Source organism: Maribacter ulvicola (assembly GCF_900155985.1).
GTDB lineage: Bacteria > Bacteroidota > Bacteroidia > Flavobacteriales > Flavobacteriaceae > Maribacter > Maribacter ulvicola.
On sequence record NZ_FTMA01000001.1, the window covers coordinates 111,693 to 136,415 of the forward strand.

At 35.5% G+C, this 24,723-nt stretch carries 22 protein-coding genes; 10 read left to right on the forward strand and 12 right to left on the reverse strand.

Annotated elements, in window-relative coordinates:
• Positions 1-40: 40 nt before the first annotated feature.
• Entirely contained in the window at positions 41-1,111 is a 1,071-nt protein-coding gene (locus tag BW936_RS00425; RefSeq protein ID WP_076546359.1) for a sensor histidine kinase, read from the reverse strand.
• Entirely contained in the window at positions 1,112-1,798 is a 687-nt protein-coding gene (locus BW936_RS00430; RefSeq protein ID WP_076546360.1) for a response regulator transcription factor, read from the reverse strand.
• 184 nt (positions 1,799-1,982) lie between these two features.
• Between BW936_RS00430 and BW936_RS00435 the strand changes: the two genes are divergently transcribed.
• The 5 genes from BW936_RS00435 (at position 1,983) to BW936_RS00455 (ending at position 9,023) form a co-directional block, all read left to right on the forward strand.
• Entirely contained in the window at positions 1,983-4,811 is a 2,829-nt protein-coding gene (locus BW936_RS00435) for a TonB-dependent receptor (protein WP_076546361.1), read from the forward strand.
• Between the two features lie 55 nt (positions 4,812-4,866).
• Positions 4,867-6,921 (forward strand): hypothetical protein, encoded by a 2,055-nt coding sequence (locus BW936_RS00440; RefSeq protein WP_076547919.1) that lies wholly within the window; start codon positions 4,867-4,869, stop codon positions 6,919-6,921.
• Positions 6,922-7,167: 246 nt separating this feature from the next.
• Positions 7,168-7,467 (forward strand): T9SS type A sorting domain-containing protein, encoded by a 300-nt coding sequence (locus BW936_RS00445; protein WP_076546362.1) that lies wholly within the window; start codon positions 7,168-7,170, stop codon positions 7,465-7,467.
• Positions 7,468-7,647: 180 nt separating this feature from the next.
• Positions 7,648-7,971 carry a T9SS type A sorting domain-containing protein gene (locus BW936_RS00450; RefSeq protein WP_076546363.1) on the forward strand — a complete coding sequence of 108 codons (324 nt, stop codon included), beginning with the start codon at positions 7,648-7,650 and terminating at the stop codon, positions 7,969-7,971.
• A 74-nt stretch (positions 7,972-8,045) separates the two neighbouring features.
• Positions 8,046-9,023: a LuxE/PaaK family acyltransferase gene (locus BW936_RS00455; RefSeq protein WP_076546364.1), complete on the forward strand. Its 978-nt coding sequence runs from the start codon at positions 8,046-8,048 to the stop codon at positions 9,021-9,023.
• On the opposite strand, the gene BW936_RS00460 is transcribed toward BW936_RS00455, so the two are convergent.
• From BW936_RS00460 to tyrS, 3 genes are all read right to left on the reverse strand, one after another.
• The gene (locus BW936_RS00460; protein WP_076546365.1) at positions 9,020-9,469 is read right to left on the reverse strand and encodes a hypothetical protein; all 450 of its coding nucleotides are present in this window, start codon (positions 9,467-9,469) and stop codon (positions 9,020-9,022) included. The two genes, BW936_RS00455 and BW936_RS00460, sit on opposite strands and share 4 nt — an antisense overlap.
• Positions 9,470-9,538: 69 nt before the next feature.
• Positions 9,539-10,072 (reverse strand): hypothetical protein, encoded by a 534-nt coding sequence (locus BW936_RS00465; protein ID WP_076546366.1) that lies wholly within the window; start codon positions 10,070-10,072, stop codon positions 9,539-9,541.
• A gap of 88 nt (positions 10,073-10,160) precedes the next feature.
• Positions 10,161-11,453: a tyrosine--tRNA ligase gene (gene tyrS / locus BW936_RS00470; RefSeq protein WP_076546367.1), complete on the reverse strand. Its 1,293-nt coding sequence runs from the start codon at positions 11,451-11,453 to the stop codon at positions 10,161-10,163.
• Positions 11,454-11,557: 104 nt separating this feature from the next.
• On the opposite strand from tyrS, the gene BW936_RS00475 reads away from it, so the two are divergent.
• The gene (locus BW936_RS00475) at positions 11,558-12,565 is read left to right on the forward strand and encodes an NAD-dependent epimerase/dehydratase family protein (RefSeq protein WP_076546368.1); all 1,008 of its coding nucleotides are present in this window, start codon (positions 11,558-11,560) and stop codon (positions 12,563-12,565) included.
• Here the strand turns inward: BW936_RS00475 and BW936_RS00480 are convergent.
• From BW936_RS00480 to BW936_RS00490, 3 genes are read right to left on the reverse strand one after another with little or no spacing between them, the layout of a single operon-like run.
• On the reverse strand, positions 12,546-12,983 hold the full coding sequence (locus BW936_RS00480; protein WP_076546369.1) for a DUF4296 domain-containing protein: 438 nt from the start codon (positions 12,981-12,983) through the stop codon (positions 12,546-12,548). The two genes, BW936_RS00475 and BW936_RS00480, sit on opposite strands and share 20 nt — an antisense overlap.
• The gene (locus BW936_RS00485; protein ID WP_076546370.1) at positions 12,980-14,317 is read right to left on the reverse strand and encodes a dihydroorotase; all 1,338 of its coding nucleotides are present in this window, start codon (positions 14,315-14,317) and stop codon (positions 12,980-12,982) included. Before BW936_RS00485 ends, BW936_RS00480 begins: the two co-directional genes overlap by 4 nt.
• 2 nt (positions 14,318-14,319) lie before the next feature.
• Positions 14,320-15,048: a polyprenol monophosphomannose synthase gene (locus BW936_RS00490; RefSeq protein WP_076546371.1), complete on the reverse strand. Its 729-nt coding sequence runs from the start codon at positions 15,046-15,048 to the stop codon at positions 14,320-14,322.
• Between the two features lie 135 nt (positions 15,049-15,183).
• Between BW936_RS00490 and BW936_RS00495 the strand changes: the two genes are divergently transcribed.
• Genes BW936_RS00495 through BW936_RS00505 form a run of 3 tightly spaced genes read left to right on the forward strand, consistent with a single transcriptional unit; the run spans position 15,184 to position 18,262 of the window.
• Positions 15,184-16,857, forward strand: a complete 1,674-nt coding sequence (locus BW936_RS00495; protein WP_076546372.1) for an ArnT family glycosyltransferase — start codon at positions 15,184-15,186, stop codon at positions 16,855-16,857.
• Entirely contained in the window at positions 16,857-17,510 is a 654-nt protein-coding gene (locus tag BW936_RS00500; protein ID WP_076546373.1) for a DUF4271 domain-containing protein, read from the forward strand. Before BW936_RS00495 ends, BW936_RS00500 begins: the two co-directional genes overlap by 1 nt.
• Before the next feature lie 8 nt (positions 17,511-17,518).
• Positions 17,519-18,262 (forward strand): uroporphyrinogen-III synthase, encoded by a 744-nt coding sequence (locus BW936_RS00505; protein WP_076546374.1) that lies wholly within the window; start codon positions 17,519-17,521, stop codon positions 18,260-18,262.
• A gap of 55 nt (positions 18,263-18,317) precedes the next feature.
• Here the strand turns inward: BW936_RS00505 and pckA are convergent, their stop codons facing one another.
• The 4 genes from pckA to BW936_RS00525 form a co-directional block, all read right to left on the reverse strand.
• Complete coding sequence (gene pckA / locus BW936_RS00510) at positions 18,318-19,934, reverse strand: phosphoenolpyruvate carboxykinase (ATP) (protein WP_076546375.1); 1,617 nt, start codon at positions 19,932-19,934, stop codon at positions 18,318-18,320.
• A 258-nt stretch (positions 19,935-20,192) separates the two neighbouring features.
• On the reverse strand, positions 20,193-21,320 hold the full coding sequence (locus tag BW936_RS00515) for a glycerate kinase family protein (protein WP_076546376.1): 1,128 nt from the start codon (positions 21,318-21,320) through the stop codon (positions 20,193-20,195).
• Entirely contained in the window at positions 21,321-22,787 is a 1,467-nt protein-coding gene (locus BW936_RS00520; protein WP_076546377.1) for an SLC13 family permease, read from the reverse strand. It lies immediately after the preceding gene.
• 61 nt (positions 22,788-22,848) lie between these two features.
• A complete protein-coding gene (locus BW936_RS00525) occupies positions 22,849-23,241 on the reverse strand; it encodes a DUF423 domain-containing protein (RefSeq protein ID WP_076547920.1) in 393 nt (130 codons plus the stop codon).
• A gap of 81 nt (positions 23,242-23,322) precedes the next feature.
• Here BW936_RS00525 and BW936_RS00530 point away from each other — a divergent pair, with 81 nt between their 5' ends.
• Positions 23,323-24,696, forward strand: a complete 1,374-nt coding sequence (locus BW936_RS00530) for a saccharopine dehydrogenase family protein (RefSeq protein WP_076546378.1) — start codon at positions 23,323-23,325, stop codon at positions 24,694-24,696.
• Positions 24,697-24,723: the final 27 nt, after the last annotated feature.

Here is a 24,723-nt window from a genome sequence, read left to right on the forward strand (position 1 = left end):
AAACAGCCGCAAATTTAAGAAAAAAAGACAGGGTTAGCGATTATTGAACTTCCTCTATTTGAACAATACTTTTCTCTAGGGTAAAAGAAAACTCAGACCCTACCTCTACCGCACTTTCTATATAAATTTTTTCTCCGTGTGCTTCGATCACATGTTTTACAATGGCAAGACCTAAGCCTGAGCCACCTTCACGGCGACTACCACTTTGATCAACCCTATAAAAACGTTCAAAAAGACGAGGAATATGCACCGCAGGTATGCCTTCACCATTATCCGTTACCCTAACAATAACCTTATTCTTGACCAAGTTTTCTACACTCACCTCGGTAGTACCGTTATCATTACCATATTTGATGGAGTTGACCAATAAATTAGTAAGTACCTGCTGAATTTTTTCTTTATCGGCAAAAACAAATATGGGGTCTACATATTCCATATCGAAAGTCAGGGTTATATTCTTTTTTGCCGCCTTCATCTCTAACAGGTCAAATACGCTTTGTATTAAGTCTATAACATCAAAAGAGCGCTTTTCAAGATTAAGATGACCAACCTCTAACTTTGTAATAAGATCTAAATCTTTTACAATGTAGATTAAACGATCTACCGCTTTGTTGGCCCTGATCAAATATTTCTTACGAACACTTTTATCATCAATAGCACCATCTAGCAAAGTTTCTAGATACCCTTGAACAGTAAATAGCGGCGTTTTAAGTTCATGAGATACATTACCTAAAAAGTCTTTACGGTATTCTTCACGGATTTTTAAGGTGTCTATTTCAATCTTCTTATCCTTAGCAAATTTTTCAATTTCTGCGGTTAAGGTTCTCATATCCGTAGTAACAGGGTACGACAGTATGGTACTAGATTCTAACAACTCTACATCGTCATATATTTTCTTGATACGCTTATAGATGAATTTTTCAATTCTTAATTGTAAAGTGATAAAAGAAATACTAAAAAAGCATAAGGCTGCAAATAACAAAATAGTCCAATTTATGGTACTAAATCGCCATTGCAATATAGCTAGCGCAGCAATGCTGATTATTACTATATAAAGCGATGAGCGAAGAGCAAAACGATATGATTTTTTTGAACGAACTTTAGCTCCCATTTAAAGTACAAACTTATATCCTACTCCCTTTACGGTTTTAAAATGATCCTCACCAATTTTTTCACGTAACTTTCTAATGTGTACGTCTATGGTACGACCTCCTACAACTACTTCATTACCCCATACCTTATCAAGAATTACTTCTCTTTTAAATACTTTACTAGGTTTAGAAGTTAACAGAGCTAAAAGTTCAAATTCTTTTCTTGGCAGAATGATCTCTTTCCCTTTTTTAATGATTTTATACTCCTCTCTATTAATAACGATGTCACCTACCTTGGTAATATCTTCTTGAGTATTTTCGTTATTTTTAAGTCGCCTAAGAAGTGCATTCACCTTACTTACCAAAACTTTTGGCTTTATAGGCTTGGTAATATAATCATCTGCACCTGCATCAAAGCCTGCTACTTGAGAATAATCTTCTCCTCTAGCCGTTAAGAAAGTAATAATAGTATTCTCCATACCGGGAGTTCTTCTTAGAATCTCACATGCTTCAATACCATCCATTTCTGGCATCATAACATCTAGTAAAATAAGATGTGGCATTTTCTTTTTTGCCTTAGCAACACCATCGGCACCATTTTTAGCAGTATACACATCATACCCTTCGGCAGATAAATTATAGGCCACTATCTCTAAGATATCTGGTTCATCATCAACTAAGAGTATCTTAATGTCCTTCTTTTTCATGGTCTTTAAATTAGATTGATTCGCTCAAAAGTAAAGATAATACTATTACTGCGACGTCAGTTAACATTGATTTAATGTAGTAACGTTTACATAACATTAACAAAATAAATGTTTAACATGTACCTAACCCCAACATTACAACCTCTCTCTTTCTTTGCCGCTGATTAAAGAATCAATATATCTAATGAACAAATTACTATTTTTTACATTCCTTTTTATTGCTATTATTTCTAACGGTCAAGATACGGGAAGCATTGTTGGGACACTTACCGACAAAGAATTGAACAACGAGCCATTACCATTTGCAAACGTATTATTAAAAGGTACAACAAAAGGAACCACTTCTGATTTTGATGGTTTATATGAGATATCAGCTATTGAGCCTGGTACGTATACCGTAACCTTTAGCTACCTAGGTTACGAAACAGTTGAAATACCAAATGTAGAAATTATAGCCGGCAAGGTAACTACTATTGATGTTCCTTTAAGTGCATCGCAAGGTGTATCTTTAGATGAGGTTACAGTAACTACCGTTGCTCGTAAAGATTCTGAAACAGCATTATTGCTAGATCAGAAGAGAGCTATTGAAATAAAAGAAAGTATAGGTGCTGTAGAGCTCGCCAAAATTGGTGTATCTGACGCTGCAACGGCAACTACAAAAATATCCGGTGTTTCTAGCAGTGAAGCTTCTGGAGATGTTTTTGTAAGAGGATTAGGAGATAGATATTTATCTTCTACATTAAACGGTCTTCCAGTACCTTCCGATGATATTGACAAAAAAAACATTAACCTTTCTTTGTTTCCAACACGTGTTCTTCAAAATGTTAGTATCAGCAAAACTTACGGTGCTGAAGGATCTGCCGATCAAGCTTCTGGGAATGTAAACATTACTTCTAGAGAATTATCCGGTTCAAGCGAACTTGCCATTGGAGTGTCTGGTGGAGTAAACTCTAATGTAGCAAAAAGTGGAGTATATGACAACTTTAGAATATCCCAGAACTCTAAGAATACTACATTAGGGTTCTACGATCAAAGTCTTTCTACCCAACAGTTAATCACCAACCAAGGATGGAATACTTTAAGACAAGAAAACCCTATGGATTATTCTATGTCTATTGCAGCTGGTAAAAAAATAGCTGACAAACTTGCTGTATTCTTTACAGCATCTCATTCAAGATCTTTTGAACATAGAGAAGGTTTGTTCAGACAATACCGTTCTAATTTCATCGATGACACCATTACCGATGCAACTACATATCAAAAGAAAATAGTGAATACGGGATTATTGGATATTACGTATTTGGCCAACTCTAAACATAAAATAAAATCTAGCACTTTTTTCGTAAACAAACTAGATGAAAATGTGTTTGAAGGTGGACGTAACGGTGAGGCTACAATCTTTGAAGAAACTAGCCCAAGCGAAGGTTTGTTTCAATTTATTAGAGATCAAAACACAAAACAAACTAGATTATTAGTTACTCAGTTGATTGGTAGACACCAAATTGGTGAGAAAAATACATTACAATGGGCAGCTGGATATAACCTATTAAATGCCAATGAACCAAATAGAATTAGAAACGAGGTAAACTTTGACCCAGACGGAACTCTTGTGCAACTTGGTAGAAATGGCGGATTTCAACAACGTAAATCAAGCCAAAAAATTGAAGACAACGAATTCAGTGCCTACTTAAAAGACGAATTAATAATAATCGAAGAAGATACTAAAAAGTTCAAATTAAATTTTGGTCTTTCTTATAGAAATAAAGAACGTGATTTTAGTTCTGAATTTGTTGGTGTTGAAGAAGTAAATACAAATGCAGTAAACCCATCATCTATTGATGATTTGGGTGCCATTTTCCGTCAGTCTTATTTTGATGCAGGACTCTTAGAAATTAATCTTTTGGGTTCAAATGCGAATGACGAAAGAAAAGATATCTATTTAGGTACGCTAGATTCTAAGGCAGCATTCTTTTCTTTCAATGTTGGACTTGAACAATGGAACTTTGATGCAGGCCTACGTTTTCAAAGAGATGAAATTAAAGTTGCTTACGATATAGGAAACCTATCACCTAGAACAGGAGATAGTAATCAAGATTACAGTAACTTCTACCCTAGCTTAAATATAAAGTACACAATTAACGAGCTAAACGCATTACGTTTGGCAGTAAGCCGTACAATCACATTACCAGAATTTAAAGAAATAGCGCCTTTTAACTATGTTTCTCCAACTGGTCAAATAACTAGAGGTAACCCCGATTTAATAGCTTCAAAAGATATTAATCTAGATTTAAAATGGGAATATTTTCCATCTGCCGCTCAACTTGTTTCCGTAGCTGCATTCTATAAAGATATATCTGACCCGATCAATAGAGTAAGAGAAAGAGGTTCTGCAGGTATCTTCTCTTACTTCAACTCTGGTGAGAAAGCTGAAATTTTTGGACTTGAAGCAGAAACTAAATTAGATTTAGTAAGTCCTGCCTACAACGATGACGATGGCTTAGAAACAGGCTACAACCTTAACATGGTTCTTAATGTGACCCGTATGTGGCACCAACAAGATCTAAAGGAAATTTATAACGATCAAGGTAATTTATTAAGAAGCTTTCAATATAAAGGTATTACTAAAACTGATCTTCAAGGTGCTTCAGATTGGATTTTCAATACTAGTTTAAATTATGAGACTGCTGGCGATAATCCATTTGCAGCATCGATAAATGCAAATTACGCATCAGACAAAATATATTCTTTAGGTGTACCTACTGACCAAACCAACAGAGACATTTTTTATGATGACGCTATTGTTGAAAATGGTTTCGTAGTCTTAAATGCTCAAATCAGCAAAGAATTTGGTGAGCATATTAAAATAAGCCTTACAGGTAAAAACTTATTAAATCCAGAAATAAAACAAACACAATTAATTCGCAATCCAGTAACTGAAATAGAACTAGAGCAAACAGTTAGCTCTTACTCTACCGGTATGGGAATAAGCTTAGGGCTTAATTACAAATTCTAATTAAAAACACTCAATACTCACTAATCTTTAATTTTAATCTTTTAAAATGTTTATTATGAAATTGAAAACGAAAAATTTTGTAAAAGTATTTGCTCTTGCGGCGGCTATTACCTTTACCAGTTGTAGTAGTGATGATAATGATCCAGATAATGGACCAGATGCAGTTTCACCTACCTGTACCGATGGTATAAAAAATGGAGATGAAACAGGGGTAGATTGTGGTGGTTCTTGTACTCCTTGCGAAACAACAAACCCAGAAGAAAGTACAGTTTTAACTGGTGAACTTACTGAAGAAAGAACACTTGACGCTACAAAAATATATTCATTAGAAAAAAATTACAGTATTGAAGCTGGGGCTAAATTAATTATCCCTGCAGGAACCATAATCAACGCAACTGTTGAAACCGGTGACGAAACTTCAACATATATTGTGGTGCAAAGAGGAGGAAAAATAGATGTACAGGGTACAGCTGCCGCTCCAGTAACTATGAAGTCTACAGGTGGTCAACCTGGCCAATGGGGCGGATTAGTAATTTTAGGTGATGCAACTACCACCGAGGGTGTTGATGCAACTGCCGAAGTTGGTAACTTTAAATACGGTGGATCTACAAATGACGATAATTCTGGTTCAATTTCGTATTTGATTATAAAGCACGCAGGTGCTCAAATAGATGCAGAATCTCAATACAACGGTCTAACCCTGTATGCTGTAGGTTCTGGTACAACTATAGATAACGTTGCCATGATCGATGGTGATGATGATGGTGTTGAGTTTTTTGGCGGTACTGTTTCTGCTACTAATTTATACTTTGAAAACAACCAAGATGATTCTATCGACTGGACAGAGGGTTGGAACGGTACCGTGACCAATGCATATGTTCTTCATACAAAAGAAGGTTTCTCTACGGCGGTTGAAGCTGATAAAGCAAATGAAAATCCGCAATTAATAAATTTTACCGCAGTTTCTACTGTAGGTGGTACTGCATTACAATTTAAAGCAACTTCTGGTGCAACAATTACCGGACTTTCTTTGAGCGGTTATGAAACTTCTATTGACATGAAAGACGATGGTCCTTTAGCTAACGTAATTATAGAAGGTGAAGCTGGTAATCCAGATACTAGCTACAATGCAAATGCAACAGTTGATATCGCAATTTTTGATTGGGTAAATACAGATGCAGCCATTGGTAGCAGCATTTTAACAGGTAACTTAACTAGCGACCTTACTTTAGATGCAGGTATAAACTACTTCTTATCTAAAAACTTAAGTGTTGAAGAAGGCGCTACGCTTACAATACCTGCTGGTACAAAAATTACTGCCCAAGTTGAGTCTGGCGACGAGACAGAAACTTATATTGTAGTACAAAAGGGTGGAATGATTTCTATAGAAGGTACTGCGGTCAACCCAGTAGTTATGACTTCTACAAACGATAATCCTGGAGATTGGGGCGGATTAGTAATCTTAGGAGACGCAACTACTACGGAAGGAGTAGATGCAACTGCAGAAGTAGGAAACTTCAAATATGGAGGTACCACTGATGATGATGATTCTGGCTCTATTAGCTATTTAATTATTAAAAATGCAGGTGCTCAAATTGATGCCGAGTCTCAGTACAACGGACTTACACTTTATGCTGTAGGTTCTGAAACAACTATTGACAACGTTGCAATGATCAACGGTGAAGATGATGGTGTTGAGTTCTTTGGCGGAACTGTTTCTGCTTCAAATCTATATTTTGAAAATAACCAAGATGATTCTATTGACTGGACAGAAGGTTGGAACGGTACCGTAACTACTGCATATGTATTACATAACGAAGCAGGTTTTTCTACTGCGGTCGAAGCTGATAAGGCTAATGGTAATCCGAAGTTAATTGACTTTACGGCTGTTTCTACAGTTGGTGGCACAGCTTTACAATTCAAAGCTACTTCTGGTGCTACTTTAACTAACGTTAGTCTTACTGGTTACACTACAAATGTAGATATGAAAGATAATGGTCCATTAGCCAATGTAATCGTTGACGAAACTGCTCTTATTACAACTGAAGACGATGTTTTTGATGGAACCGCTGTTGATGTTGCAATTTTTGCTTGGGCAACTGGTAACTAAACAACAGAATTATAGTTTAATTAGAAGCCCGCAATTTGCGGGCTTCTATCTTTTAAAAATATTCTTACAATCTTGTACTACACGCCAACCAAAAAGCCTTACAAAATAGGCAGTTGATGTCACAAATAGTGCATTTCATCGATCTTATTGCATTTCATCGATCTTTTCACAATATCTCCTCTTACAAAAATACAAGAGTGTGTTAAATTCCTATATTTGTGGTATACCATTTGTAACCAGCTATATATGAAGCACCTTTACTTAATCATCTTTTTTATTATCACCTCCTTTACCTATGGGCAAAGTAATGGAGATATTGATGGTTTTAGTATGTATCCAAATCCGGTTACTACAGGTAAAGTATATATTTCCACCAACTTAAACGCCCCAAAAAAAATCTTTATTTATGATGTTTTCGGAACATTGTTACTAAAGACTACCATCTTAGGCAAAGAATTAAATCTTTCTGATTTAGATGCCGGTGTTTACGTATTGCGTGTTCTTGAAAAAAACAAGATGTGCACACGTAAGTTGATTGTAAAGTAAACTTATCATACCTTATACCTACTAAATTACCAAAAACCGCTATCGGTCAACTACACGTTTTCACGATGAAATACTTTGCGTATTTCATTGACCTACATAATTTTAAATTTCACAACATTTTAGGTTTTCTAATGACCCTTCTATTTACCTTTAAATCATTGATCCCAAATCAATAATAAAATGAAGAAAATCTACTTAATGCTATTTATGGTAGTTTCCGTTGGCTTATATGCCCAAGACACTATCCATATTAACAACCTACCCAATGATGAGATTTCTGGTTTTAAACTTTACCCAAACCCAGTAATTGCCGATATTGTTTATGTAACCAGCCAGCACAACACGCTAAAAGAAGTTAAAATCTATAATGTCTTCGGAGAATTGGTATTGAATGAAAAATTGACTGCAAAGGCCATGAACATTTCAAAATTATCTCCTGGCGTATATGTAGTTCAAGTTACAGAACAAGGGAAATCTATTACCAGAAAACTTGTTGTTAAATAAATTACCTACATATTCTCATATCAAAACAATTAAAATAATTTGGTTCAGTACCTTTGCCAGAATTGGTTAGGTACATGGAACACAATGCTATTTTTGATATACAAACAGAAGGGGAGTTTCTAACCCAAGCATTACGTATTTTCAAGTTTCAGTACAATAATAACCCGGTTTACCAAGCTTTCTGCTCTTATTTAAATGTGGCTCCAAGTACTGTTCATACCTTAGAACAGATTCCTTTTTTACCTATAGAGTTCTTTAAATCCAAAAATGTTCTCAGTACTACCAATAACCCAGAAATAACTTTTACAAGTAGCGGAACAACAGGTAGCGAGACCAGTAAGCACTTTGTGACAGACCTTAGCCTTTACGAGCAGAGCTATCTAAAGGCTTTTAAGTATTTCTACGGAGATATTAAGGATTACTGTGTTCTTGCGCTACTGCCTTCCTATTTAGAACGTACAGGTTCTTCATTGATTTATATGGCAGATGATTTGATTAAAAAATCCAATCATCCAAAAAGCGGTTTCTTTTTAAACGAATATGAACAATTGCACCTATTATTACGGGAACTTCAAAAAACGGATACCAAAATATTGATCATTGGTGTTTCTTTTGCATTATTGGAGTTTACCGAGCAGTACCAGATGTCTTTACACAACACCATTATTATGGAAACCGGCGGTATGAAAGGGCGAAGAAAAGAAATTGTACGTCAAGAATTACATGAGTTGCTTTCTATGGGCTTTGGTGTTAAGCATATACATTCTGAATACGGAATGACAGAACTTTTGTCGCAAGCCTACTCCAAAGGAAATGGTATTTTTGACTGCCCGGATTGGATGAAAATTTTAGTACGTGACACTGAAGATCCTCTAAGCTATTTAAACAATGGTAAATCTGGCGGAATTAATGTAATAGATTTGGCCAACATCAATTCTTGCTCCTTTATAGCTACTCAAGATCTAGGAAAAATAAACCCAAACGGAACTTTTGAAATTATAGGCAGATTCGATAATTCTGATATTAGGGGGTGTAATTTAATGGTGCTTTAGTTTTTGCTTAGCGAATAATCTAATCCGGGACCATCACAGGCCATCCATAAACTTGAAATCATTGTAGAACTTCTGTAGATTAGAAGTTCCTTATCATCGCCTGTACAATTGCCCGCTAATTCTTTTTCGGTTTCAAAAGTAAGTTCTAAGTAGTGATTTAGATCATTTTCATATTCCACAACCTCAAAAGTACCCGTAGCCTCAGTAACTTCTTCATGCACAGTTCTAGATTTTAAAAATGTCCCTTTTGGTGAGAAAATGTAATATTCTTGCCACTCCATATCATCACCTATAGTTTCAGAGTTTGGGATGTTACCAGACATTTGAGTTAGCACCCATTTTTGTTCCGAAAATGCGAATTGAGTAGACTCTAATCCAAAGTTATCATCATTTGCACAAGAGACCAGAAAAACAAAAAACAGAAACAACACGGAATATCTTTCCATAGCAACAAGATTATTAACTAGATACAAGATGTCCAAGTTCCAAAATAGTTGCGTAAACAGCCTCTTAAATTACAGTCCTAATATTTTTGCATCTACAAAAAAGGTAGAATTTACCTCTAATTCATGATCCGTACTCATGAGCTCATCGGTAACAGTATTCAACCGTAAACTGAATTCATCTTTTTTTATATACTCCTTTAAATCTGTATCTGAAGTATCTAAAGTAATGACACTACCTGCATTTTCAGGAACTTCCTCTAAGTATGCAATTTTAATTTCTTCTAAACCATCGGCAGAAATATATACTTCTATAGCGTTTAAAAAACTGAAATCCGCAGCATCTGGTGATATAATAACCAACTCTAATTTGGTCAACTTAATCTCTTCAATAAGGTCCTTTCTGGTATCATTGACTTCAAAAGTAGATGCTGAATTCGTCTCCATTTCCGGAGTAAAAACATCAAAAGGCAAATCTATTCCTGCAGATGAAGGTATAGTGGCGCGTTGGCTATATTCCATGTTAAACTTTGTCAACTCATCTAGTTTATCACATGCAGTAACTAGTGCAAACAAGCAGATAACGGAAATATATTTCTTGATCATAATACGGGGGTTTCTGTTCTATAACGAAGTATCCCCTTAATTATTTTAAAAAATTAAAGGGATACCTATTCTATAAATACAATAAAAACTACTTCAAAACCAATACAAAATAGTTTTTCTTACCTCTTTGCAATAGCACAAACTTATCATTGATCAAATCATCTTTGGTAATTAAAAAGTCTTCTTTTACTTTTTCCTTATTTACAGAAATAGAGTTTTGCTTCAATTCTCTTCTTGCTTCACCATTAGAACCCAAAAAGTTAGTTTTAGCCGCTAAGGCCCCTATCATGTCAAGACCATCTGTTAACTCAGACTTAGAAAGCTCTGCTTGTGGTACGCCTTCAAATATTTCTAAAAAAGTTTTTTCATTCAATCCTTTTAAATCTAGTGCGGTAGACTTGCCAAATAAGATTTCACTTGCACGTACGGCATTATCCAAGTCTTCTTGTGAGTGTACCATAACGGTAACCTCATCTGCCAATCGCTTTTGTAACAATCTTAAATGCGGAGCTTCAGCATGTTGTTTTGCTAGTTCTTCTATTTCTTGCTGACCTAGCAACGTAAATATCTTAATGTATTTATCAGCATCTTCATCTGATGTGTTCAACCAATATTGGTAGAATTTATAGGGCGATGTTCTTTCTGCATCTAACCAAACATTACCACCTTCTGTCTTACCGAATTTGGTACCATCTGCTTTGGTAATTAAAGGACAGGTTAAAGCATACCCTTTACCACCGGCAATTCTTCTTATTAACTCTGTACCCGTGGTAATATTACCCCACTGATCACTACCACCCATTTGTAAGGTGCAGTTATGTTCTCTATATAAATGAAGAAAATCATAACCCTGTACCATTTGGTAGGTAAACTCAGTAAAGGACATCCCTTCTTTTGCTTCTGCGGTAAGTCTCTTCTTTACAGAATCTTTAGACATCATATAATTAACGGTAATATGCTTACCTACGTCTCTAATAAATTCCAAAAAAGAGAAATTCTTCATCCAGTCATAATTGTTGACTAAAACAGCCGCATTGGCCTCATCTCCAGAAAAATCTAAAAAACGAGCCAATTGAGCTTTCAAAGCATTTTGATTATGACGTAAGGTTTCTTCATCAAGCAAATTACGCTCCGCAGATTTACCAGATGGATCACCGATCATACCTGTGGCACCACCAATTAAAGCATATGGTTTGTGCCCTGCCAATTGAAAATGACGAAGCATCATTACCCCTACCAAGTGACCTATATGTAAAGAGTCTGCCGTTGGATCAATACCTACATAAGCAGATTGCATACCTTCTAATAAATGTTCTTCTGTGCCTGGCATTGCGTCATGTAACATTCCGCGCCACTCTAACTCTTTGACAAAATTTGTCATCTCTTCCTTAATTTTAATTGAATTGCAAATATAAATTTAATTCTTGCCAGAACACAGAAGATTAAAGCATGAATTTAATCACCTGTATTCCTTAAATTTGAATTATGGTATTAGTTACAGGAGGTACAGGGTTGGTGGGGTCGCATTTGCTATTGAAATTGTCAATGGATCATGAAAAAATTCGTGCATTATATAGATCAAAGGACAAGCTAGCTCAGGTAAAAAAAATCTTCTCTTATTATTCTGATAACTCCACAACTCTATTCAATAGAATTGATTGGGTACAGGGAGATATTTTAGATATCCCCTCTTTAGAAAATGCACTTAAAAATATTACCCACGTATACCATTGTGCCGCTTATATTTCTTTTAATCCGTCAGATTTTAAAAAACTGGAACGAATTAACCGTGAAGGCACCGCCAATATTGTAAATATCTGTATTGCGGAAGGTATCAAAAAATTGTGTCATGTTAGCACAATTGGCACCATAGGCAGAACCTTAAACGGTGAACAAGCAGACGAAGAAACCGAATGGATACGCCAAAACACTAATCCGTATGCCATAACCAAACAATTAGCCGAATTGGAAGTTTGGCGTGGTGCCCAAGAGAATTTAGAAGTTGTCATCGTAAACCCGGGCGTTATTCTTGGACCGGGATTTTGGAATAGTGGCAGTGGTTCCTTTTTTACAACCGCCGCAAAAGGATATAATTATTACCCGCCTGGTGGATCAGGATTTGTAACCATAAACGATGTCACCAATATTATGATCGCCCTTATGAATTCCGATATTTATAACGAAAGATTTATTCTCGTAGCCAAAAATTTGACCTATGAACAAATACTGAAAAAGATAGCTTTGGCCATGGATAAAAAACCACCTACAAAGGCTCTGAAGTTTTGGCAACTAAAAATTGGTAAGATTGCAGATATAATTAAAAATATACTTACCGGAAGCCCTAGAACTATTACAAAAAATACTATTTACGGATTAAAACACCCCACAACATTTAACAATGAAAAAATTAAGAATACATTGGGTATGGAGTTTGATAGTTTGGACGAACAAATAAAATTCTCTTCTAAACTGTTTATTTCTGAACACTCTTAGACGATACCGGGTCTTTCTTTATAATTTTGATATCCTTCTTTTTTGTCTTCTCAACCATATTTAGACTGTCTCTAATTTTTTTCTCTGCTTCTAATTGTAAACGTTGCTTTTCTAGATCAGACTCTACCTTTTTGTACATATTCTCATATTGTAAAGGTTTTGATGCATAATACCTATCGCTATTTACAAACTGGGCACTATCAATTTCAAATTTCTTAAATATGAAAAATGTTGGCTCTATACCATTTTCTCTAAGCTTCCCCAAATTGGTTGCTTTTGCGGCATTAACAATAGCCATTTCCTTGATAATCAATACCATTTTATCTTCCGGTATTAAATTATCGGGTTTTTCTATTAATTCTTCGGTACATGAAGAAACCAATAAAAATATTGCCACTAAAAATAATAAGTGCTTCATGGTCTATTGAATGTTAGCCTTTTTGCATTTCGTTCTTCAGAAAACTGTCCGTTACTATACCCTAAATGTCCGTTTATAAAAGTGTGTACAATTTTAGAAGAGAATGTAGTGTCCTCAAAAGGAGACCATTTGCACTTATAGGCGATATTTTCTTTGGAAACGGTCCAAGGATTATTTAAGTCTGCCACTACTAAATCTGCATAATAACCTTCACGAATATATCCACGCTTTTCTATCTGAAATAATATTGCGGGATTATGACACATTTTCTGCACCAGTTTTTCTAAGGTAATTTTTCCTTCTTTTACCTTCTCCAGCATGGCGTTTAACGCGTGTTGCACTAACGGTCCGCCAGAAGGTGCTTTTGTATACACATTGTCCTTTTCCTCTAATAAATGAGGTGCGTGATCGGTAGCAATGACATCTATTCTGTCATCTAATAGCGCATTCCAAAGCATATCTCTATCCTTAGCCGTTTTTACTGCGGGGTTCCATTTTATTAAAGTGCCTTTGTTTGCATAATCGGCATCTGAAAACCATAGGTGATGAATACAAACCTCTGCCGTAATTTTCTTTTGCTCTAAAGGAATATCATTACGGAACAGATCCGTTTCTTTTCCGGTAGACAAATGAAACACATGTAATCTAGCTCCTGTTTTCTTGGCCAAAGCAATTGCCCTAGATGAAGAAAGGTAACAAGCTTCTTCACTTCTTATGATAGGATGAAGTTCTAAAGGAATAGCATCTCCGTACTCCGCCTTATATTTAGCCAAATTTTCACGAATGGTGGTTTCATCTTCACAGTGTGCAGAGATAACCATTTCTGTATTACTGAAAATATTCTCAATGACTTTTTCATCGTCCACCAACATATTTCCCGTAGAAGAACCTAAAAACAATTTGATACCTGAACAAGCATTTTTATCTAATCTTTTTAATTCTTCAAGATTATCATTGGTACCACCGAACAAAAAAGAATAATTGGCAAAAGCAGTATTTGCCGCAGTGGCAAATTTCTCTTCTAGCTTTTCTATAGTAGTTGTTTGCGGTGTTGTATTGGGTTGCTCCATAAATGTAGTGATACCACCTGCAAGTGCCGCCCTACTTTCTGTTGCTATTGTTCCTTTATGGGTAAGACCTGGCTCTCTAAAATGAACTTGATCATCTATAATACCCGGCAATATATGCTTACCGGAAACATCAATTACCACTGCATCTGCATCAGATATATCTTTTCCTATTTTCGCAATAAGGTCATCAACAATTAGAATATCACTTTCCTGAGCTACTCCCTCGTTAACAATTATTCCGTTTTTCAATAAAATCTTACCCATAATTAAAACTTATTTTTCAAAAAAAGACTTCTCATTTTCATTACAAACACACCCCAAATAGCCTCACTTATAATTGACGAACTCATTTTGGATTTCCCTAATACTCGATCTCTAAAAATAATGGAAACTTCTTCTATTTTAAAATGCTTTAAGTACGCCCTAAACTTCATTTCTATTTGAAATGCATAGCCTACAAAACGAACCGAATCTAAATCTATAGCTTCTAATACTTTTCTTTTATAACATACAAAACCTGCGGTAGGATCGTCTACACGCATTCCGGTTATCAACTTTACATATACGGAAGCCCCATATGATAACAATACCCTATAAAGTGGCCAATTTACCACGTTCACTCCTTTTTTATACCTAGAGCCTACTGCTAAATCAGCTCCATTCTCACATGCTTTCAACAATCTCAAAAGGTCTGAAGGTGTATGTGAAAAATCTGCGTCCATTTCAAAAATGTAATCGTAACGCTTTGCTATAGCCCATTTAAACCCATGAATATAGGCTGTACCTAAGCCAGACTTTTCTAATCGGGTCTCTAAGAACAATCTCCCCTTAAATTCTTGTTGTAGTCCGCGAACGCAGTCCCCTGTTTTATCTGGTGAATTATCATCTACTATAAGTACATGAAATTCTTTCTGCAAAACAAATACTGCCCTAATTATAGCCTCTACATTTTCAATTTCGTTATACGTAGGTATGATTACGATACTACTGGACATATGTTAATTATAGGTATTTCGACAAAAGTAGGGTTTTATTAGTCGTCTTAAAATGACCAACAATACCTTTATGAAATTTTTAAAATAGATACCAAGCCTTAAATTTGTAATTTTGACTCTAAGTAATCTATACAAATGCTGACTAAAATTCCAAAGCAGTTTTACTTTTTTCTAGCTGCCATATTCATTTTAAACCTTATTCAATCTAGTTTTACGCAACTCATTTTTGATGAAGCTTATTACTGGTATTATAGTCAGGACATGGCATGGGGTTATTTTGACCACCCGCCCATGGTGGCACTTTTAGTAAAAATCAGTAGTTTCTTTTTTAATGGTGAACTAGGGGTACGTTTCATGAGTTGTGTATTATCTGCCATCAACATTATTCTTCTTTGGTTAATGATAGACAACCCAAAAAAGAACGACTACATCAAACATTTTTTTGTACTGGTTTTTTCTATGACGCTGCTTAATGCTTATGGTTTTTTTACATTACCAGATACTCCCCTGTTATTTTTTACCAGTTGCTTTTTGCTTACCTATAAATATTTTATTAAAAAACCAACTGCAGGTTTAGCAATACTTTTGGGCATATTTATGGCTGCATTGATGTATAGTAAATACCATGCTGTACTGGTCATATTCTTTGTTCTGCTATCCAACCTTAAACTTACTACGAACAAATATGCTTGGCTAGCCGTTATCATTGCTCTATGCTGCTATGCCCCACATTTTTATTGGCTATACGAAAATGATTTTGTATCCATAAAATATCATTTGTTTGAACGCCCTAACGGTGCGTACCGCTTTGAAAAATACACCTTAGGCTTTTTGGTCAATCTAGTTGCCATATTCGGTTTAACTTTTCCGTTTATCTACAAAGCGCTGTTTAAGACCAAAGGAAATGACTTGTTCAGCAAGGCTCTTATCTATCTTACCTACGGTGTACTAATTTTCTTTTTTGTTTCTAGCTTCAATAGAAGAGTGCAAACACAATGGATCATTATTGTTTGTATTCCACTTGTGGTCATTGCTTTTAACTATATGCTACAAAACAAACAGGCATTAACCTGGATTTACAGATTAGGTCTTATCAATACAGTTTTAATTCTTTATTTAAGGATGGGACTTGCCCACCAACCGCTACTTTTTAATTTCCATTACGAAAGTCATGGTAACAAGGAATGGGCTAAAGCCATTGAAGAAGAAGTAGGAAACATACCTGTAATATTTGAAAACTCCTATAGAAATGCACCCATGTATTCTTTTTATACCGATGCAACACCTACCTTTTCATTGAACAACTTCATGTATCGAAAAAATCAATATTCAATAGATGGCTCTGAAGAACAAATACGCGGTAAAGACGTTGCATACATCTCTCAATACGACAAAAACCCAACTTTCACTTATGAAAAAGAAGACGGCGGCTTATACAAAGGTAAATACATAGCTAACTTTCAGTCTTACCGAAAATTAAGTTGTATTATTGAAGACACCCCTATTACCTTAAACTCAGAAAAATCTATTGATCTTAAAATTTATAATCCATATCCAGAAGCTATAGACCTCAATAAATTAAAATTTGCAGTGACCTATATGGACAACTACAAAACCCCTGTAGAGACGCTAAAAATGACACCTAAACCTAAACAAACCACAGTTACTACCTTAAAACAACAAGACACTACAAATTTTATATTTCAATTACCTAAAACAAAAAAAGAAAACATTGGCTATTTTAGAGTTGTAATATCTGAAAATGGCCTTTTATACGGGCTAAACGGACAAGCAATACCTGTGAATTAATGGAACCAATTGTAAGAACTTTTGAGCAAACCGATTGGATCACCATAACACTAGCGGCTAGTTTACTACTTCCTATTATCGCCAAAAGCATCTATTATTCTCGCTTTTTAAATTTTGTCATACTCCCTTTCAACAATAAGTACATTTCCATGTACACCAAGAAAGAAAAACTATTTAATTGGTTTCATTTACTAATGAGCATCTTCCAAATCATAAATACCGCATTATTTATTTATTTTATTTGGTGCTCTTATTTAAATCCTACAGAAGCAAAAAAACCTTTTATTTTTCCGATACTCCTTGCAGCTGTTTTCCTATTTATTAGTGCAAAAACAATGGCGCAATTAATTAACGGATTTATTTTTAATTCCTACAACACCTTTAACGAGTTGATTTTTAAGAAACTAACCTACCTTAATTATTCTGGTATTATTCTTTTTATTGCAAATGTATTTTTAAGCTATGTTTTTATAAATTCTCGCATTGTAATAATAATTGCCCTCTTCTTATTTTTTGCTATCAATATAATTGGTTGGGTAACAGTCCTCAGGAATTATCAAAAATTCATAAGCAGCTATTTTTTCTATTTTATTTTGTACCTTTGCACACTCGAAATTGCACCCTTAGTTATTATGGGAAGCTTTCTAAAATAGTGCAGCATATGAAAGTAAAAACGATTTTGGTCTCGCAACCTGAGCCGAAAATGGAAAACTCCCCCTATTCCAAGCTTATTGACAAACAGAAAGTAAAGGTTGATTTTAGACCGTTTATTCACGTAGAAGGAGTTGACGCAAAAACAGTACGTCAACAAAAGATAGATCTAAATGATTTTACTGCGATAATATTAACAAGTAGAAACGCAGTAGATCATTTCTTTAGAATTGCAGAAGAAATGCGCTTCAAAGTACCTGACTCTATGAAATACTTCTGCCAGTCTGAAGCGGTTGCCTATTACCTTCAAAAGTATGTGGTCTATAGAAAACGTAAGATTTACGTAGGAAAAAGATTGTTTTCAGATTTAGTACCCTTGATCAAGAAATATAAAGATGAAAAATTCTTATTACCTTCTTCAGATGTACTTAAACCCGATGTACCTGAAACCTTAGAGTCATTAGGCATTAATTGGAAAAGGGCTATTTTTTATAAAACGGTAATTAGCGACCTTTCTGACTTAAGAAATGTATATTATGACATCTTGGTTTTCTTTAGCCCTTCCGGTATAGAGTCTTTATTACAGAACTTTCCTGATTTTGATCAAAAAGAAACAAGAATAGCTGTTTTTGGAAACTCTACAGTAGACGCGGCAACAGATGCCGGGTTACGTATAGATATCAAAGCACCAACACCCGAAACACCTTCTATGACCATGGCGTTACAGAAATATATTATGAGTGTAAATAAATAGCGTGCTCAAATAACAACATAAAAAAAGCCTTGCATTGCAAGGCTTTTTTTATCTCTTAAAATGCGTACCGCTGTGGCCCGCCCCTTCTTATTTCTTCACTGGCATAACTTTCAAACTTTTTAAAGTTTTCCCTAAAGGCGTTTGTCAGCTTAAATGCAGTGTTATAGTATTTCTCATCATCGTTCCAAGTTGCCCTTGGACTTAATACAGATGTTGGCACGCCCGGACACTCTCTAGGCTGCGCCACACCAAATACGGAATGAATATGGTACTTATCATAAGAATACAGTCCTAAATCACCGTTTAATGCAGCTGAGATCATTGCCCTAGTATACTTCAGCTTCATTCTAGTACCAACACCATAAGAACCTCCTGTCCAGCCTGTGTTCACAAGCCATACATCTACCCCAGATTCTTTCATTTTTTTACTCAACATTTCAGCATACTTTGTTGGGTGCAATGGCATAAAAGGCGCACCAAAACATGCAGAGAACGACGGCACCGGTTCTACCACACCTGCCTCTGTCCCAGCAACCTTAGCCGTGTAGCCAGAAATAAAGTGATATGCGGCCTGACTAGGGGTAAGCTTAGATATTGGAGGCAGCACACCAAAAGCATCTGCAGTTAAAAAGAAAATATTCTTTACATTCTTGCCAATTGATGGTTGTTGAATGTTATCTATATGATGAATTGGGTAACTAACCCTTGTATTCTGGGTTATGGAAGTATCTGCAAAATCTACATTTCCCTTATCATCTAAAACCACATTTTCAAGAATTGCACCTGGTTTGATCGCATTGTAAATTTCAGGTTCTTGCTCTTCAGATAGGTTAATTACCTTTGCATAACAACCACCTTCAAAGTTAAATACTGTATTTCTACTTGTCCAGCCATGCTCATCATCGCCAATTAATTTTCTATTTGGGTCTGTTGATAAAGTTGTTTTTCCCGTACCTGATAATCCAAAAAAGATTGCCGTGTCACCATCTTCACCAACATTGGAAGAACAATGCATTGGCAAAGTTTGCTTATATACTGGTAAAATAAAGTTCAAAGCAGAAAAAATACCTTTTTTGATTTCTCCCGTATACCCTGTTCCTCCAATTAAAGCAATTTTATCGGTAAAGTTTAAGATTGCAAAATTATGTTGCCTTGTGCCATCTACTTCTGCATTGGCCATAAAACCCGGAGCGTTAATTACCGTCCATTCTGGTGTAAAATCATCCAATTCTGTTTTGGTAGGACGCAAAAACATATTATAGGCAAACATATTTGACCAAGGATATTCATTGATCACACGTATATTTAATCTATAATCTTCGTCTGCACATGCATAACTATCTCTAACAAAAAGTTCTTTTTCGTTTAAATAACTGATTACCTTAGTGTATAGGGCATCAAATTTTTTCTTTTCAAATGGAATATTTATATCTCCCCACCAAATTTTACCCTTGGTTATATCATCTTTGACAATAAATCTATCTTTAGGGGACCTACCGGTAAATTCACCGGTATTGACCGCCAGTGTTCCGTTTTTGGCTTCAACCCCCATATCCATTTCTAGAGTGGCTTTTTGGAGATTTTCTGGAGTTTCCTGATAATGAAAATTGGCGTGTGTAATCCCATATTTTTTCAGGGATATCGTATTCGCATTTGTCATTGAGCTTTTCATGATTTAGAAAATTTGTTCATGTAAAGCTAAAAAAATAAATGCTGAACCACTGATTTTCAGAGTCCAATTAGTTTCATTCATCGTCGAAATACGAATTCAATTAAAAATCTGCTATAAATAAAAAATATCCGCAAGTACTTTATTGCATTTAATTCATTTTTAATAAAAATACCTTGTATTAAATTTATTATTCGTAATTAAATGTGATTATTTTATGAAATAAATAAAAACACAAACAAAATGCTGCCTAAAAAATTTTTATTTTTTGGCAAAATAGTCAGCAGTTCTTGCAATTAAAAGCTGGGCTGCATGGCGCATATTATACTCGCTACCCCTAAACTCATCATGAAACTCTACGACATCAAAAATGCCCTGTCGTTCTAATTCGTCTTTAGAAATTTCTGATTTTCCACAAATGACAATTACTGGAGTATTGTATTTTTTTCCTAAAGAAATTATTCCCTGTAACAATTTCCCGCAGAGGGATTGCCCATCTATTTTACATTCTCCTGTAATTATATAATCTACATCACCCAGAGCCAGTACATCCTTAACTCTTGAAAGTTCCAGAATAAAATCTTCACCACTTAACATATCGGCATTAAAAAAAGATTTCAACCCAAACCCCGTACCTCCACCAGCTCCTGCTCCAGGTAATTTTCCATTTTGTACACTGTATTGTTTAGAAACTATCTTGTCTAAATTTATAAGTCCTCTATCCAAATCTTCAATAATAACATCAGATGCCCCTTTTTCCCCAGCATAGAGATAAGAGGTACCGTTTTCACCAAATAAGGGGTTGGATATATCATTGACCGCATAAAAATTTACCTGCCTTACATTTGAAGAAACTGCTGCGTCATCAATACTATCTATTAATTGTAAACTTGCCCCAATAGCATCCAATTCTTCTCTTTCCTCATTTAAAAAGACATATCCTAAAGCATTCGCAATACCAATACCTCCATCAACAGTAGCACTTCCGCCCAATCCCATATAAATATGCTCTATCCCTTTTTCGATTGCATCTTTTATTTGAATACCCGTGCCATAAGTAGTGGTCAACATTGGGTTTCGATCTTCTTTCATCAACAGCTGTTTACCTGAAGCGTTTGCCAACTCAATGTATGCCGCATTGTTTTGCTGACTGTACAGATAATAGGATTGTATTCGTTTTCCTAACGGATTCGTACTAATAACCTGCATTGATATACACGGCTTATAATAGGCCACCACATTCAAAAAATTGTCACCAACATCAGATAATTTTATACAACTGTAAGAGAAAGAAACTCCCGACTTTTCCACACCCGAAATAAAAGCATTTGAAAATTCATCACTGGTCAGGGAACCCTTAAATTTATTTGGAATAAGTAATAGTTTCATTTATTTAAATTTATCGGGGAAACTATTTATTGAAATATCCCACAACTCTGGGAGTACAAAATATACGAAAAAGGTTAATATTATGATAGAAATAATATTCATAAAGAACCCCTTGCCCACCATATCGGGTATTCTAAGGTAACCCGAACCAAAGACTACAGCATTTGGCGGCGTAGCTACTGGCAGCATGAAAGCACATGATGCAGCAACCGCGGCACCTACCATTAAAACAAACGGATGCACATCTATGGTCAACGCCATAGGAGCTAAAACTGGCAACAACATTGCCGTTGTTGCCAGGTTAGATGTTATCTCCGTCAAAAAGTTTACCGCTGCTATCAATACTAAAATCAGAAAAACTATTGGCAACCCGGACAATGACGCCATTTGACTACCGATCCAAACTGCCAACCCACTAATTTCAAACCCTTTTGCCAACGCCATACCGCCGCCGAACAAAAGAATAATTCCCCATGGCATTTTTACAGCTTCCTCCCAATTGATCAGTTGCTCTCCTTTTTTCTTTGAGGGAATCAAGAACAATACAATTGCAAAAAATATGGCAATGATAGTATCATCCAATCCGGGTAATATTTTTTGTAATAGAAAAGACCGCGTGATCCAACAGAACGCAGTTAATGCAAATACAAACGCCACCACTTTCTCTTCATATGATATTTTACCAAGATTAGACAACAAGCGTTTAATCTCTTGCTTTCCTCCCGGGAAAGATTTTTGTTTAAAGCTAAAGGCATACTTGGTTAAATATCTCCAACAAATGAAAATTAAAATTATAGCTATGGGCAACCCAAAGACAAACCATTGCATAAAAGTAATTTCATAACCATAAGTATCTAAAACTACTCCTGCCAAAACTAGGTTTGGCGGTGTACCTATAAGTGTTGCCACACCACCAATAGAAGCGCTATAGGCTATCGCTAACATAAGTGCCTTACCAAAAGTCTGATTTTCATCTTCTACGGTATCTGGGTTATCTTGTAATTGTTTTATGATCGCCAAACCAATAGGCAGCATCATAACAGAAGTTGCCGTATTTGAAATCCACATGGACAGAAAAGCGGTTGCCATCATAAAACCTAGTATAATCTTTTTAACATCTGAACCAATGAGGTTGATAATATTCAAGGCTATTCTTCTATGTAAATTCCATTTTTCTATAGCAATGGCAATGATAAAACCGCCCATATATAGAAATACATATTTATGACCAAAAGAAGCAGATGTAGACGACAAATCCAATCCACCAGATAATGGGAACAGCACCAAAGGCAATAATGCAGTTACGGCAATTGGTATTGCTTCTGTAATCCACCAAATGGCAATCCAAATGGTAGATGCCAAAACAGCATTTGCTTGCTCTGAAAGTCCGTCCGGACGAAAAAATAATAGAATGAATACAAATGAAAGTGGACCCAAGACAAGACCCAATAATTTAGTTTTAGTCATGAAAATGCCATTGATACGTTGAAAATACGCTATTTATATGCTCAATTGACCTATTTACATTCTAATTTATAAATTTTGATTTTAATATTCCATAACCCATAAGTGCCCATGCCACTATCAAGAACAGACCACCAATGGGAGTTACTATTCCTATTACTTTAAAATCAAATGCAACCAAAGAATTCAAGGACAATAGATAAATAGAAAAAGAAAACAACACTACACCTAGTACCGTACATATGTATATAGTTTTCTTCGATTTTACATATTCATAAGGTAATAAACCAAGCGCAAACAAGAAAAAAGCATGATATATCTGGTATCTTACCCCTGTCTCAAAAGTGGCTACAGCTTGTGCATCAACCAAATTTTTTAACCCATGTGCACCAAAAGCACCAAACAGCACCGCCAACATTCCAAAAAGACATGCAGTACTTAAAATTGTTTTTTTCATAACTTTTACGATAAGTTTTTTTATAAATGTAACAATTTGATACCTTAGTAAATCGTTACCCATCAAAAATACTGAAATCGTATGATGCGAAAAATTCTTGTTATAGGCGCAGGTAAATCTACCTCCTATTTATTAGATTATCTTTTAGGAAAAGCGAAAGCAGAAAAATTAGAAATTACCATTGGTGATATTAATCCGGCTGCAATTCCCTCATCAATTGCCCAGCATCCTCATTGTACGGTCATTGCTCTAGATATATTTGACGACACCCTAAGGCAAAAAGCTATAAAAAATATGGATCTCGTTATTTCTATGCTTCCCGCGCGTTTTCACATAACGGTTGCAAAAGATTGTGTTCGCCTAAAAAAACACTTGGTAACGGCATCATATGTAAGTCCAGAATTATTAGGGCTAGATAAACAGGTGAAAGACGCAGGCTTGGTATTTATGAATGAAATAGGATTAGACCCCGGCATAGATCATATGAGTGCCATGCAGGTGATTGATCGTATCAGGGATAAAGGGGGTAAAATTATTTTGTTCGAATCTTTCTGTGGCGGACTCGTAGCTCCGGAACATGATAACAACCTTTGGAACTATAAGTTTACCTGGAACCCTAGAAATGTAGTTCTCGCTGGGCAAGGAGGTACCGCAAAATTTATTCAGGAAGGCACTTATAAATACATACCATACCATCGCTTGTTTAGACGTACCGAATTCTTTGAAATTGAAGGATATGGTCGTTTTGAAGGATATGCCAACCGCGATTCTTTGAACTACCAAGAAGCATACAAATTGCAAGATGCATTAACTATATATAGAGGTACCATGCGCCGCGTAGGATTTTCAAAAGCATGGAATATGTTCGTTCAATTAGGAGCAACCGACGATACGTATGCTATAGAAAATTCAGAAAGAATGAGCTACCGAGAGTTTATCAATCTATTTCTACCTTACTCACCTACAGATGCTGTTGAACTAAAACTTAGACACTATCTAAAATTAGATCAAGATGATATCCGCTGGGATAAATTATTAGAATTGAATATTTTTGACCAGAATAAATTAATAGGAATACCAAATGCTACGCCCGCACAAGCCCTTCAAAAGATTCTTGAAGACAGTTGGACGCTAAAATCCGATGAGAAAGATATGATCGTTATGTATCATAAATTCGGTTACGAGCTCAATGGCGAAAAGAAACAAATAGATTCTAAACTCGTAGTTACCGGAGAGAACCAAACCTTTACTGCAATGGCAAAAACCGTAGGTCTACCGGTAGCCATGGCTGCTTTAAAAATATTGAACGGAGAAATAACTACGCCCGGAGTACAAATACCTATTTCTAAAGAAGTATACGAACCAATACTAAAAGAACTTGAAGATTACGGAGTTAACTTTAAGGAATATGAAATTCCTTATCTTGGTTATAACCCAAATTCCATAGTCAATTAGCACTTTTTAACTATCAAATTGCAACCA

Coding starts and splice junctions, on each gene's coding strand:
- BW936_RS00465 (WP_076546366.1), bottom strand. CDS start 10,072: ATGATCAAGAAATATATTTCCGTTATCTGCTTGTTTGCACTAGTTACT.
- BW936_RS00440 (WP_076547919.1), top strand. CDS start 4,867: ATGAAATTGAAAACGAAAAATTTTGTAAAAGTATTTGCTCTTGCGGCG.
- BW936_RS00520 (WP_076546377.1), bottom strand. CDS start 22,787: ATGACTAAAACTAAATTATTGGGTCTTGTCTTGGGTCCACTTTCATTT.
- BW936_RS00455 (WP_076546364.1), top strand. CDS start 8,046: ATGGAACACAATGCTATTTTTGATATACAAACAGAAGGGGAGTTTCTA.
- BW936_RS00530 (WP_076546378.1), top strand. CDS start 23,323: ATGATGCGAAAAATTCTTGTTATAGGCGCAGGTAAATCTACCTCCTAT.
- tyrS (WP_076546367.1), bottom strand. CDS start 11,453: ATGACAAATTTTGTCAAAGAGTTAGAGTGGCGCGGAATGTTACATGAC.
- BW936_RS00425 (WP_076546359.1), bottom strand. CDS start 1,111: ATGGGAGCTAAAGTTCGTTCAAAAAAATCATATCGTTTTGCTCTTCGC.
- BW936_RS00435 (WP_076546361.1), top strand. CDS start 1,983: ATGAACAAATTACTATTTTTTACATTCCTTTTTATTGCTATTATTTCT.
- BW936_RS00460 (WP_076546365.1), bottom strand. CDS start 9,469: ATGGAAAGATATTCCGTGTTGTTTCTGTTTTTTGTTTTTCTGGTCTCT.
- BW936_RS00505 (WP_076546374.1), top strand. CDS start 17,519: ATGAAAGTAAAAACGATTTTGGTCTCGCAACCTGAGCCGAAAATGGAA.
- BW936_RS00525 (WP_076547920.1), bottom strand. CDS start 23,241: ATGAAAAAAACAATTTTAAGTACTGCATGTCTTTTTGGAATGTTGGCG.
- BW936_RS00445 (WP_076546362.1), top strand. CDS start 7,168: ATGAAGCACCTTTACTTAATCATCTTTTTTATTATCACCTCCTTTACC.
- BW936_RS00475 (WP_076546368.1), top strand. CDS start 11,558: ATGGTATTAGTTACAGGAGGTACAGGGTTGGTGGGGTCGCATTTGCTA.
- BW936_RS00515 (WP_076546376.1), bottom strand. CDS start 21,320: ATGAAACTATTACTTATTCCAAATAAATTTAAGGGTTCCCTGACCAGT.
- BW936_RS00495 (WP_076546372.1), top strand. CDS start 15,184: ATGCTGACTAAAATTCCAAAGCAGTTTTACTTTTTTCTAGCTGCCATA.
- pckA (WP_076546375.1), bottom strand. CDS start 19,934: ATGAAAAGCTCAATGACAAATGCGAATACGATATCCCTGAAAAAATAT.
- BW936_RS00450 (WP_076546363.1), top strand. CDS start 7,648: ATGAAGAAAATCTACTTAATGCTATTTATGGTAGTTTCCGTTGGCTTA.
- BW936_RS00480 (WP_076546369.1), bottom strand. CDS start 12,983: ATGAAGCACTTATTATTTTTAGTGGCAATATTTTTATTGGTTTCTTCA.
- BW936_RS00500 (WP_076546373.1), top strand. CDS start 16,857: ATGGAACCAATTGTAAGAACTTTTGAGCAAACCGATTGGATCACCATA.
- BW936_RS00430 (WP_076546360.1), bottom strand. CDS start 1,798: ATGAAAAAGAAGGACATTAAGATACTCTTAGTTGATGATGAACCAGAT.
- BW936_RS00490 (WP_076546371.1), bottom strand. CDS start 15,048: ATGTCCAGTAGTATCGTAATCATACCTACGTATAACGAAATTGAAAAT.
- BW936_RS00485 (WP_076546370.1), bottom strand. CDS start 14,317: ATGGGTAAGATTTTATTGAAAAACGGAATAATTGTTAACGAGGGAGTA.